Below are 13,147 nucleotides of genomic sequence, written 5' to 3'. Positions count from 1 at the left end.
GTTATTTATATTCATAAGTATTATAACTTTTTTTGGAAGAAAGGGAAAAGCTAACTATCATGACGCGTCTACCAACACCAGGCTCCGATGCAGGCGAATGGGGTACTATCCTCAATGACTACCTATCTCAAGCTCATAACACTGATGGCACCCTAAAACCCGCTATTATCACCTCGTCTAACCTTGCTCCGGGTGCTGTGACCTCAACCAACCTCTCCCAAGACATCCAAGACCAGTTAGCGGTTATAGCTGGCCAACAAGGTGCCACGGGTCCGACTGGTCCTCAAGGCCCCACTGGCGCAACAGGACCTAGTGGCGCAACCGGTCCTAGTGGTCCCGCAGGTCAAGTCGGAGCTACCGGTGTTCAAGGTAATCCTGGAGCAACAGGCTCGACTGGTGCTAGTGGAACAAATGGCGCTACCGGAGCAACAGGCTCGACTGGACCTGCGGGACCACTCCTTGCCACCACACCTCAAACGGTTATCGTATCAAACGGTTCTAAACCGCGCCCGGGTACGAGTGACGTCGTCATCTGGGTGAGTCCTGATGGATTTTGGCCTGATAACGCCATTGCTACCGACATCGTCTACCTTCCCGACGGCGTCACGCCGCCTGATATAGCAGCGCCATCCACGCCAACCGGCCTGAGCGCCACACCGTCAAATGACCAGTTCAGCGTGAGCTGGACTGCCTCGACGGACAACGTCGCCGTGACCGGATACCGCGTTCGCCTCGACGGTGGCACAGCAGTAACCGCGACGGGCACGTCCCATTCGTTCTCAGGCCTCACCGCAGAAACCAGCTACCTATTTGAGGTCCAAGCCTTTGATGCCGCCAATAATGCTTCCGCATGGGCAAGCCTCAACGTTACTACTACGGCAACACCTACAAGTATTTGGGAAGATCAGTTTAATCGTGCCGACGGTGCGGTTGGCAACAACTGGACGTTCCTGGCCGGCCTCTCTGGAGCAAACATTATCAGTGGCCAGGCAGTGCCTTATGGCGGGGGTAACTTCCGCATGATGGTTAATAACGGTGGAGGAGTTATCCCCGATAACTGCCGTGTCCGTGTGGGATTAACAGCCGCTCGCCGCACAAATAATTATTTTGGTATCATTGCCCGCGCGGACGCAGATGGAAGCCAGGGAGTCAAGGCATTCTGGGGCGGATCAGCCTCCTATGTCAATGAAGTCTACTCTGGTGATTCAAATACTTACATGGCAAGCAATGACATTGGTAGTCATACGGCCGGTCCCGATGAAGCCGCTGCTCAAGCCTTGTGGGCAGGGGGCGACACTATCGAATTACGTGCCGATTTTGATAGTTCTACTATTAGACTTTACATCAACAACCTTCATTTTCGCACTATCCCCACTGCTATTCGCACCAGCGGCGGCACCGGCCGTTACGTCGGATTCAGCGGTGAACTCGAAGAAGCCGCCTGGGACTACATCATCGTGGAGGCATTGTGACCAAACCGTGGTTTGGCAATGGCACCCAGCCCTCAATATGGTATGGTGACAGTCGACTGATCTACGACCCGACACCACCAGATGCCGGGCTCGTGGTATTTACCACTTCTGGTGGCACATTTGCACCGACGATTCAACTCGCCAGCGGCTCAACCGCCACGGTCGAATGGCTCGACGCTACCGGTAATCTCCTCGCTAGCGGGCTCACGCCCTCTATCACTGGGGAAACAGTGATCCATATGCGATGTAGCAATTACGACGATATAGCAACAGTCAATCTCGGCTTCAACAGCAATGACGACGCCGGGAGGTACAACATCGGAGCCAGCTACAACAAAGCCGCCACTGATGTCACAGGAGTGTCCGGCCTGTCATATCTCCCAAACCTCGTACGATTTATGGCGGCCAGCACACAGCTGACTGGGCATGTTGATTTTAGCGGTCTGGCGCACCTAGAATATATCGAGTGCTTCGTGTCACGCGTGCAAAGTGTCGATTTGACAGGCTGCACAAGTTTGATTCGCCTATGCCTAGAGCAAACCTGGTGTAGCAGCCTCGACCTAAACCCCGTGCGTCACACGCTGCGCGATCTGCGCGCCGCTAACCAGACACATAATGGTGGCAGCCTAACGTTTGTGCCGCTTGATGGTCCAATGGATGTGCTATACCACTACTGTATCCGCGATCAAACTACCGTCGGGCAATATTCACTCGGGCAATTACCCCTCATAGAAGAATATTGGGCATGGGGTAACGGTCAAAGCGCCATGGCGACAGGCGCTGTGAGTCCCGTCATTCGCTCAGTGCCACTGCATGGCAATGCGTACGACCAAGCATCGGTCGATCGGATTATTTCTTCGATTCGCAGTGTCGCCACAAGTGGCGGCCAACTTGATCTAAGCGGCAGCGCGACGCCGAGTAGCGCCGTCATCAGCGATATCGCCTGGCTACGCGCCCATGGCTGGACAGTCACACTGAGTAGCGAACCGGTTACGCCAACTTTGCCCGAGCCGGTCGCGGCCTATGCGTTCGATGAAGGCGTAGGTTCGACAGCGCTTGATTCATCTGGAAACGGGCACACACTGGCTGTCGCAAGTACTGCTTGGACAGCTGGCGGCATGACGGGAAATTTTGTCACATCTACCAATGCAATTTATAGCTCACAGCCCGTGGCCGGGACGATTATGTGTACCGCTCGATTCGCGTCACCTCCGATAGATGAAGCGCTGATTGGCACTGCGAGCGCAAACTATACTGACGGAGCGTTTCAAGGTGCAGATTGGCAGGCCTCGGGCGGAAAGATTTCTTGGAACATATACGATGGTGGCAGTTCAGGTAACTTTGTCGGTGGAGAGACGTCCGTTAACTCGACTGATACAACCGATCATCACTACGCATTTACCTGGTCAACAAACGGTGTGGTTGTTTACTGCGATGGAATAGTGGTTGATTCTCGCCCTTCCCTAACGAGTCTGTGGCCTATGACAACGGTGATGCTTGGCGGAATGCCACATCCCTACGCTGGCGGAGGACCAATGCGTGTTCTAAATGGAATTGTGGACAATGTTCGGTTTTTCGATGTTGCGCTCACTTCAGATCAGGTTGCCGAATACATGAACACACCGGTCGAGGGCGCAAGCGCACAGCCGGTACTGCTCGGATCATGGCCGCTCACCGATTCACTCGTAGACGTCTCGGGTAATGAGCACGATGCAGTCGCGCTGATGCCAGACGATCAGCCGTGGACGCCGACCTATGTCGATGGTCCGCTCGCCGGATCGCGCGCCGTCGCGTTTCCTGCAAGCGGCTATAGTATCCAATATGGGCGCACCGGCCTCGAACCAACAACCCAAGGCTTTACGTCGATGGTGTGGGCGCGCTCCGACGTGGCGGGCTCACCGTTTGGCGCTTTCACAAAATCACGCGCCGGCAATAGTACGCGTAGCGGCATCTCCTGCGGAGGGGGCACGAACAATGGGGCTTCAAATATATTTCGCGTTGCCCGCTGGAAAGATCATCTGAATTATAACGATGAGCCCGGGGTGCTGCCCGTTGGCGTCTGGACGCATTTTGCCCTGTATGACGGTGATGATGGCTGGGCATTTTATGTCAACGGCGAACTGTATTCATCAGAGGTGAACGATCGTTCTTCGGGTGGGGTCGCGTGGGAAGACTACCCATGGGCATCAGGCAGAATCCCGGATCTTAATGGTGGTGCTGCTGCTACCTACGTATCAATGCCAAAATTATTTCACGGCAAGCTTACCGGGAGCCAGATCAAAAACGAAATGAACCGCGTTGACAACACGGCAACGCTACTGGATACGCCCGAGAATTCCATCATGGTCCTACAAGAATCCGACGCGTACACACTAGGAACGGAATTTAATGTAGTAGATAACTGTGAGTTACTCGCGATTCGCTGGTGGCAAGGCACCGGCACGCCGGACCTATCGACGCGCACCGCCAATGTCTGGAAACAAGATGGCGGTAACTGGACGCCACAGCTTGTTGCGCCAGTCGAGATACCAGGCAGTAGCACCGCCAATACTTGGCTGTACGGCAATCTGTCGGCGCCCATCCTACTAACACCGGGCGTCTACCGCGTGGGTATCTTCCATCCGCAGGGACATTTCTCGGCAACGGGTAGCTATTTTGCCGGCAATGCACTCGTTACGCGCGGACCACTGACGCTGCCATATCAAGATATCGCCACCAACAACCAACAAGGCAACTACTCTGCCGAAGCTACTATCCACGCCCCCGATCAGCCGCCGTACCAAAGCCGCAACTATTGGTCTGACGTTGTGGTGCGACCATTGTAGTTACAGGTCAACAGGCATAATTGATTCGACCCATAATTGCAGTTCTTCGAGTACGAACTGTTTGTTCGAATCGGTTGTATCGGCAGCTATTTTCGCTAATCGTGCCATGTAATCAGGCAATTCGCGTTGGAATTTTTCAGCTTTGAACTGTTCCCAGGCCATGCGTTCGTCTGCTGATAAACTGCTCGGGAATTGCCTGGCTTTGTATCGAAACAACAGTTCAGATAGTCTATCATCTACAAAATTTGGATGAAAATCTGCCAGCGTCTCGGCTGTCGCATTACGAATTGCGTTTATTTTTGGTTTATCGACATCTGGAGTAAAACTATCATAGAGTTGACCCTCGACATCAGCATTTTTTGGAAAATCTGGTCGATTTTGCCAGGCGGCCGCAATCTTATCGACCAGATCACGATGCCCTAGTAATTGATCACGATGTTTAGTAATTGTCTCAACATCAAGGTCGAGGCGTTGCTGCGAACTCTGGTCGAGAGCGCTGATTTTCGCGACAGCTGGACAGCGATTATACATCAGCTCTTTGACCGGAATTGGCACAAAATCGTCCGCTCGCCGCTCCTCGTAACTAGCACTGAGGCGTTTTATAATGTCTTCAGCACTGAGATCTACGTAATCATTCGGCGAAAACCGTAAATTATAGACGAGGACCGAACCGGGTTTTTTACCCGGGGCAATCGGAAATGCTACGGTTGTTTTTTCATATTTTCCATCATAACGACCACTAGCATAGATAAAAGGTTCGGGGTTTTCCAAATTAACCAGTTCAGCAACCGCCTTTTTATCGCGCATCGCGAGTAAGTAATCAAACATTTTCGGTTGGTTGGATTTCAACAATTTGGCGACACCGATCAGAGCTTCGACATCAGACAGAGCATCGTGTGCGTGTGTATGCTCCAAATTATTAACCTTTGATAACAGCTCTAGTCGATTCACCGATCGACCTTCACTATCAACTGGCCATTCAATACCACTGGGGCGCAAGGCTCGAAATAGTCGGACAACATCGAGCAAATCCCAACGCGATCGCCCCTCTGCCCACGACCATTCATATGGATCATAAAAATTACGCCACAAGGTATGGCGCATAAATTCATCGTCAAACCGTACGCTGTTGTAGCCAACCATGATAGTGTTTGGTATAGCGATTTCATCGGTAAACATCCGAGCAAACTCCGCCTCACTATAGCCGTCAGCGAGCGTCTGCTGCGGAGTAATACCTGTCACGAGCAATGCTTCGGGTGATGGTAAACTATCATCAGATAGCCGCACCATAACATTAACCGGATCACCGATTGACTGGAGATCCATACTAGTCCTCTGCCCAGCAAATTGCATAATCCGATCATCGCGGGCTGATAATCCGCTCGTTTCGAGATCGTAAAAGAAAAAGGTGCCAGCCATCTATTGCTCCAACAGGGTCAGTTCTTTGCCATCAATCTTGACTCGGCTACTAGATGCAGCGCCTTGACGCTGCAATTCGTGCATTATACCCATTTTGCGCATAATATCACGCAAACGATTAACGCCGTGAATGTTGCCAAAATCAGTCCGGGCGGCAAACTTTTCAATCTTTGCACCGGTGACCAGGAAATAGTCATCTATCTTTTCAACTGCCCAGGCTTCGTCGATCTGCGATTGGCTGAGGCTAATCGTCGGGATAGAATCATTATCCTCGTCTAGCTCCAGCTCGGCCAGTCGCGCCGCTTTTTCAGACTGAACGACTTGTACCAATCGTCGTAAAACCTCTGTGAGATTGCGGTGAGCACTAGAGCTAATTGCCATGACTGGACTATCGGTTACCTCGGATAGTGTCTCGGTTTGCATAGCAATAATTTCATCATCGACCGCATCAGTTTTAGTGAGCGCCACGATTTCCGGTTTCGCCGCCAGAGTAGCGCTATAGTTTTCGAGTTCTCGTCGGATCTTTTTGTAGGCGTCCGCTACGTCGTCAGTTAATACGTCAATTAAGTGTAAAATCACCGAGGTGCGTTCGACGTGACGTAAAAAGGCATCTCCCAGGCCCTTACCTTCGCTCGCGCCTTCGATCAGTCCAGGAATGTCAGCAATGAGAATTGTCTGATCATCGACATCAGCCACTCCGAGATTTGGCGTCAACGTCGTAAAGGCGTAATCAGCGATTTCCGGCTTCGCATTGCTCACCACGCTGAGGAATGTCGATTTGCCAGCATTTGGAAAACCAACGAGCCCAACATCGGCGAGAATCTTTAGTTCTAATGTTGCCTCGAACTTTTCGCCTTTTTCACCAATTTCAGCTATGCGCGGCGCCTGTCGGGTTGATGATTTGAAATGTGCATTGCCGAATCCGCCACTACCACCACGGGCAATCACCACTTCGTTGCCAGGCTCGACTAGGTCAGCCAAGATCTCATCGTCACGTTTCACCACAGTGCCGAGTGGAACTTTGACAATCAGATCATCGCCGCTGCGACCGTGTTTATCACGTTTAGAACCATCGCTGCCACCAGCAGCCTTGAGCTCAGGTTTATAGCGGAAATCGACTAGCGTATTTAAGTTAGGGTCAGCCACAAATACGACATTGCCGCCCTGCCCGCCATCACCGCCATCAGGGCCGCCCTTGTCGATGTACTTTTCGTGGCGAAAGCTAACAGCACCCCGACCACCGTCACCGGCTGAGACAAATACTTTGGCCATATCTACGAACATACCCTCTATCATAACAGAAAAGCGCCGCAAGAGCGACGCCATACATCATGATGCTACATTTTAGTGAATATATTTGTAGTTGCCTGGATTGGTAATCGTACGAGTGCTGATCTTGCCCCAACCGGTACCTGGCCCACCGTGATAGTTCATTTCTGATACCAAAATGCTGCCGTCTGGATTCACGCGCTCGACGACACCAACGTGTCCAGCATAGCCAGAATCAGTTTGGAATACCGCTCCAGCAGCCGGTGTACGGTTAACTAGATAACCAGCCGCAGCGGCTCGATCATCCCAGGTATTAGCATTGCCGAGGTTACTAGGGATCGGTCGTCCGATTTGGACGCGACGATTATAAGCATACCAGGTGCAGTAGCCATAGGCATAGCGGTTGCCGGCCGAATACGGTACGTACGTTGTACTAGGTCGTGCTACGCCACTAGATCTAGAAACTGTTGACTTATAGCCGGGTCGCTCATTTTCGGGCAAAACGCCGCCTGGAATCAAAATTCTAGTTCCGGCTGTTATACTTGACCCGTCGAGCCCATTAGCGGCCATAATACTATCGACACTAGATCCATATTTGCTAGCTAGATCACTGAGCGCTATGTCTGTACTGGCAGTATAGATAGCACCATCTGTCGCTGGAATCACTACCGTTGCACCAGCCACAACTGTATCATTAGTTAAATTATTCGCCCAACGAATAGTCTGGCTAGAAACACCAAACTTGGCGGCAATACTAGGAACGGTATCGCCTTCGACCGCTAAATACGATGTAATAGCATCGACTTTGGCGGTCGGATCGGTAATCTGAGGCTTGTTGATGGCGACCGTTTCATGCTGTTCCAATTCCGCACTAGTACTCACAGAGATTGATTGCTCCGAAACACTGTCTGACACTGATAAATCAGCCGATGAAGCCACACTCGCGGCCAAATTGGCGGCCTGCACAGCGTCAACAGTTGCCGTTGTCACATTGCTAGCCGCAGAGACGGCAGTTGAACTAGTCAAACTACTCGTTTGACTCTTGTCAGCCTTGACACTAGGCGATTTATAACCAGAATATGCTAAAAATAATAATACCAATAGCGCACCCGCATAAACAGCTATACTCGTTTTGCTCTTCGACGAAGTGCGTTTAGCCTTTTTCGAATTCGCAAATTGTGGAAGTTTATTAATAACTTTCTCCTCGCTCTGGCGTTACCGCCGAGCCGCCGCCAACTGATTCTGATGCCATTTGCATCTGTGTTGAATCGACCTTCTCGCTTGTTATCTTATCATAACGAATCAACTGGTGGGCCACCAGCACAATCAGACCATCTGTTGACTGCACCTTCGGCTCTATAATTATAGCAAATGATTAGATTATGGTCAAGCTAACTACTGTTAATTACAGCTCTCTGTGCAATAATTGCGAGTATTAGCATTGTGCTCTTCGAGCGTCTTCGCAAAGAAAGTTTTTCCAGCATATGCACCGTCGCCAGCCACGAAATAATAGTAATCGGTTTCAGCCGGGTTTGCCGCCGCCTGCAAGGCCGATAGAGTTGGATTAGCGATCGGTCCAGGTGGCAAACCCGAGTAGAGCCGTGTATTATATGTGGAGTCGCAAAGCGGGCCATTGACGTTACAGAGCCCCTGCTTGTAGGCATAATGGAATGTCACATCCGAGCCTAGACTAATGCCACTCGCGAGCCGATTATAGAACACTCCGGCCACGAATTTTTGATCCTCCGAACCAGTAACCTCTTTGGTGACAATAGATGCTAACGTAACTCCCTGGTAAAAAGTTAGGTTATGTGCAGCAAAGCTAGCCTGCAAATCATTTTGAGCTGCTACTAGCTCGAACTGATCAATGGCCTTTTGAATGATGGTTTCTAGCGTCGCATTGGAATAAACTCGGTACGTTTCGGGATAAATGTAGCCCTCTAGGCTCGCACCCTCTGGTCGCGTAGCCAGAATATTGCCGGTGTAGGTGGCGGCATAGGCCTTATCGATATCGGCGTCCGTATAGCCGTACTTTTTCCAGGTTGATCGAAGCCCCTTGAGCGTTAATCCAGGTGGCACCTGAATATCGATCTCGCTAATGTCGGCTGTTTTTAATTTCTCAGCGATTTCAGACATCGAATAACTAGAGCTCAGGCTATGTGAGCCAGCCTGGATCGTGACATTGTTGAGACGGACGTAGATTCGATAGGCCAGCGCATTTCTGATGAACTTGGCTTTTTGGAGTGCGTTCGCTACCTCTTCGGTCGAAGCGCCTTTATCAACGACAAAGGTGCGCACACTGGTGTCTTTGCTATCGACTGGCGACAACGAGGTAATCCACCAAGCACCTGCCGCGATCACGCAGAGTCCGATCAAAGCCATACCTGAAACAATAGCCCGGCGCAAGCGATGTTTCTCGCGAGTGGCGCGACGTTCCTGTTTACGCTCTTTTTTCTGGGCTTTTTTCGCCTCTTTTGGCGTCAGCTCTGGGCCTAACAACACGGCAAAGTTCATTTCGATAAAGTTCCTGGCTATATCAAACGAAGGGCGACGCTTGATTTTCCGCACCGGTTTTTTCGGGGCTGGTTTTTTTACGACCGGTTTCTCTATGACTAGCTTGTTTGGAGCTGGCTTTTTAATAGGTCCCATGGCTCGCCTCTTCCAAATAATCCGTTAATATCAGTGTAGCCGCCTCGCTATCGAGCGTCCCATCGCGTAGCATGCTTTCGCGGAAATCTTTACGTCCACGCAAGCGCCGTTCCGCCTCAACTGAGGTCACACTCTCGTCCTGCAATACGACCTCAGCCGCAACAGTGCGTTTCAACTGATCGGCAAATTGACGCGAGATTTCAGACTGGGCAGTTTCCTCACCGCGAGAATTGCGCGGCAGGCCGACCACAATAGTTTGGGTATTTTCCTGACTAATTATCTTTTTTAGCTGCTCAAACGTCTCGTCATCGTTGCCGATAGCAGCTAGTGGCGTCGCGATACCAACCGCCAGATCACCACGGGCCACCCCAATACGACGTGTGCCGATATCTAAACCGATCACCACCCCTTGCGCCCTATTCATCTACGGTGAATTCAACCTTTAATTTGCTCTGGTCAGAAACACTACCAACCCAGAATGGTGAGAATTTCACCTGAACATTACTCACGCCCGAGATCGACTCAATATCCGACACAATCTCACCCGATCGCTTGCCGACGGCCCGTTCCTTGATCTCTGCTACATCGATAACCGGACCAATTTTAGCATTTGAATTCACAATCACCGTATAGGCAGAATCTGTCGCAGCAAAACCCGTGAATTTCAAATTCTTTAGACCATTATCGTAGACTTTTTGACTCGATTCATCCTCGACGAGAGCACCCGCTTGGCTGTCGGCTAGGGCTTCTAGATCGCTAGTCGTGATGCCAATCATGGTGTAGGTAATCTCCATAGTCGCTGTCGCACTGCCGGACGAGGCCGGTTCACCTACCGCTGGTTTGCTCGTAGCATCAGCATAACTAGCCGTAAAGCTATCGTCTATCACCGTTACGTTGCTACCCATTTGGCTCTCTAGATCAGATTTAACACTCTCGGAATCAGCCTGATCCCTTAGAGTATCAACGACCGCGTCGAGATCAGATTGCTGGACGACTTTGACCGTTTCTTTGGTGCCGCCGGTGAAATCACCTTTGGCCTCAGCTTTGACTTTTGAATTTTGTCCCGAGACAGAGAATTTCGTACCAGATTCAACATTGTAGTTCTCGCCAATATTTGAGGCTACCGCCGTCACGGGATTACTCGTACCTGTCTGCGGATTGTACAAAGTGCCCGTTACAGAAGGTACAACCACAGACGACGACAATGTGTACTGCAAGCCACTGCTGGTTGCTATGACAGTACCTGCCGGCAAGGTGAAACTAGATAGCGAATAGTCATTATGAATAACCACTTTTCCAGTGGCTTTATCACCTATGTCTTTTGTGCCAGTCGCCGTAAAACTAACTGTCTCAGTCTTTTTGGTCTGTTTGACGACCGGCTGGATGATTGCCTTATCGACAGTGGTGGAGCTATTTGGATCTAGGTTAACAGAGACTTTGTAGGCCTTTGAACTGGTTTTCGCGCTAATGGTGATCGTACCGCCAGGCGCAAACCAAATTGCCCAGACGAGGAAAATGATAAAAGCCAGTCCCAGACCACCAAAAATCATCAGTTTTTTACGGAAAGTATCGAAATTAGGGATAACGCGAGATTTTTTCTCCTTTGATTTTGGCTGCGGTTTGCTATCTGGCTCGCCATCGGCATCCAAATCATCGTTGATTTTGTCATCAGTCTCAATCGCCTTGACTGCGGCGGAAATCTCTTTGTCTTCGCCAGTGTTAGCGCGGCTCGTTTTGCCCATTTTCGCGAGATCACCGACAGCAATGTCTTTGCCGTCAATGAAATTGTCCTCTTCGATCTCGGGTTCCTCGACCTCTAATAATTTCGGTTGACTAGTCAAATTGCGCGCGATCGGGATACTGAGCGCCGACGCCATCGACGACAGGACATTGTCAGTCGTTATCAGAGCGACCTTTTTGCGATTGTTTTTGGCAGCCTGTTGCAATAATTTCAGATTAACGACGCTCTGCAGGGCGCCAGTGCGCTTGGGCGGGACTAGAGCGATAACTGTATTTTCAGATGATTTGATCTTGCCGATAATTGAGGTCACGTCATCATCAATGTCAATATAAATCGTGTCGCGACCCTGTAATTGATCGGTTGCGGCGATCTTGGACGCACTAACGCTAGGCGCGCTAGGTTTAGGCGGATTGCCTTTTGGCGACGGCTTGGAAACGACCTTCACATTTACCTTGGTTGATTTATCTAATTTACTACTCATATTCGTAGGACCTTGTTAAATTTATCTCTTAATCCTTCCTTGGCATCGCTACTGCTATCGACATTTATTGTATCATATCCAACGCGCAAGAGACCCATGGCGGTAATCATGGTGTGATCGGTCACATCACCAGTGGTATCGATCACGCCGACGACATCAGTTGGCTTAATATGTTGAACGATTGGTTTCCTCGTGAAAGGCAATTCTTTGTACCAGCTAGATTGTTGCAATAGTTTCGGCAGACTCTCGAGCGAAGAGCCACCACCACAGAGCAGTATTTTATTTGGCAGATGATCGATAGCATCAAATTCCCCGAGCGCTAGCTGGACGCCGCTCAACCAAACCTCGAGTGTCTTGTCGACGGCCTCGTCGATAACCTCGCGCACCGTTGGTTTAATCTTTGGATCATCAATATTCAGTTTTAATTTCTCTGCTGCCTCATAACCAACGCCGAGGTCATTGGCGATGGTTTTTGTGAACGATCGACCAGCCACGCCAAACATCCTAGTGCCTTCGACACCACCGTCGTTGATAACGGCAATATCTGTCGAGCCACCGCCGATGTCGCAGAGGATGGCCGTAAATGTCGAATTAGCATCATTACCAAGTACGGCCCGAGCCACTGCAAACGGCTCGGCGGCAACCGCCACTAACTCTAGATCGAGCTCGCTCGCTGTACGTTCCAGAGCGCCAATATGAACCATTGGTGCAAAAGCAGTATAGATTTGGATTGAGACGTCTTTACCTTGAAAACCAATTGGGTTTGAAACCTTGTAGCCATCGATATGAATGCTGACGATAGCGCTGTTGACCAATTTCACCTCAACCTCTGGATTGCCAGTCTCAAAAGCAATCTGTTTCTGGGCCTTGACAGCAGCGCGCTCCTGGACTTTATTAATAATGAGTTCCATCTCGGCTGTGTCGAGCTCGCGCTCTGGCTGAGGCCGTTTGTAGTGGATCGTCGAGGTCAGACCTTTGACAAATTCACCGGCGATACCGATGATAACTTTTCGCGCCTGGACACCAGCCTGCTCCTCAGCTTGGACTAGCGCGGCCTCACAGTTTTTGACTACTCCGGTAATATCAGCGATAGCGCCGCCAAACATATTGCCGACCTCTTGTCTAGCGCGGCCAACACCGATAATCTCTAGGTCATCGCCGTTCAGCTTGGCAATGAGGGCTTTGGAATATTCTGTACCAATATCTAACGATACTATGTATTGGTTGTCATCACTTGGTTTTTGAAACAATTTCATACGTTAGCATTATACCAGTTTATACTCAAAGTGAA

The 13,147-nt window shown here is 50.4% G+C and carries 10 protein-coding genes; 2 read left to right on the top strand and 8 right to left on the bottom strand.

Features of this window, described 5'->3' with window-relative positions; all coding sequences use genetic code 11:
* The first annotated feature begins 32 nt into the window (after positions 1 to 32).
* Positions 33 to 1,472 carry a fibronectin type III domain-containing protein gene (locus tag IPL44_02240; GenBank protein QQS17118.1) on the top strand — a complete coding sequence of 480 codons (1,440 nt, stop codon included), beginning with the start codon at positions 33 to 35 and terminating at the stop codon, positions 1,470 to 1,472.
* Positions 1,469 to 4,297: a DUF4082 domain-containing protein gene (locus IPL44_02235; GenBank protein ID QQS17117.1), complete on the top strand. Its 2,829-nt coding sequence runs from the start codon at positions 1,469 to 1,471 to the stop codon at positions 4,295 to 4,297. The genes IPL44_02240 and IPL44_02235 overlap by 4 nt, the downstream gene beginning before the upstream one ends.
* On the opposite strand, the gene sbcB is transcribed toward IPL44_02235, so the two are convergent.
* The 8 genes from sbcB to IPL44_02195 all read right to left on the bottom strand — a co-directional run bounded on the left by sbcB (position 4,298) and on the right by IPL44_02195 (position 13,112).
* The gene (sbcB, locus tag IPL44_02230; protein QQS17116.1) at positions 4,298 to 5,716 is read right to left on the bottom strand and encodes an exodeoxyribonuclease I; all 1,419 of its coding nucleotides are present in this window, start codon (positions 5,714 to 5,716) and stop codon (positions 4,298 to 4,300) included. It abuts the gene before it with no gap.
* Positions 5,717 to 7,000 carry a GTPase ObgE gene (gene obgE, locus IPL44_02225; GenBank protein QQS17115.1) on the bottom strand — a complete coding sequence of 428 codons (1,284 nt, stop codon included), beginning with the start codon at positions 6,998 to 7,000 and terminating at the stop codon, positions 5,717 to 5,719. It lies immediately after the preceding gene.
* A 60-nt stretch (positions 7,001 to 7,060) separates the two neighbouring features.
* The gene (locus IPL44_02220; GenBank protein ID QQS17114.1) at positions 7,061 to 8,086 is read right to left on the bottom strand and encodes a LysM peptidoglycan-binding domain-containing protein; all 1,026 of its coding nucleotides are present in this window, start codon (positions 8,084 to 8,086) and stop codon (positions 7,061 to 7,063) included.
* Positions 8,087 to 8,174: 88 nt separating this feature from the next.
* On the bottom strand, positions 8,175 to 8,333 hold the full coding sequence (locus IPL44_02215; protein QQS17113.1) for a hypothetical protein: 159 nt from the start codon (positions 8,331 to 8,333) through the stop codon (positions 8,175 to 8,177).
* A gap of 53 nt (positions 8,334 to 8,386) precedes the next feature.
* Positions 8,387 to 9,634 carry an endolytic transglycosylase MltG gene (gene mltG / locus IPL44_02210; GenBank protein QQS17112.1) on the bottom strand — a complete coding sequence of 416 codons (1,248 nt, stop codon included), beginning with the start codon at positions 9,632 to 9,634 and terminating at the stop codon, positions 8,387 to 8,389.
* Positions 9,621 to 10,058: a Holliday junction resolvase RuvX gene (gene ruvX / locus IPL44_02205; GenBank protein QQS17111.1), complete on the bottom strand. Its 438-nt coding sequence runs from the start codon at positions 10,056 to 10,058 to the stop codon at positions 9,621 to 9,623. Before ruvX ends, mltG begins: the two co-directional genes overlap by 14 nt.
* Positions 10,051 to 11,856 (bottom strand): hypothetical protein, encoded by a 1,806-nt coding sequence (locus tag IPL44_02200; protein QQS17110.1) that lies wholly within the window; start codon positions 11,854 to 11,856, stop codon positions 10,051 to 10,053. Before IPL44_02200 ends, ruvX begins: the two co-directional genes overlap by 8 nt.
* Positions 11,853 to 13,112 carry a rod shape-determining protein gene (locus IPL44_02195; GenBank protein QQS17109.1) on the bottom strand — a complete coding sequence of 420 codons (1,260 nt, stop codon included), beginning with the start codon at positions 13,110 to 13,112 and terminating at the stop codon, positions 11,853 to 11,855. Before IPL44_02195 ends, IPL44_02200 begins: the two co-directional genes overlap by 4 nt.
* Between the last annotated feature and the right edge of the window lie 35 nt (positions 13,113 to 13,147).

The sequence above is a fragment of the Candidatus Saccharibacteria bacterium genome (genome assembly GCA_016699895.1).
In the GTDB taxonomy this organism is placed as follows: Bacteria; Patescibacteriota; Saccharimonadia; order Saccharimonadales; family Saccharimonadaceae.
This window is presented reverse-complemented; position numbering and strand designations above follow the sequence as displayed.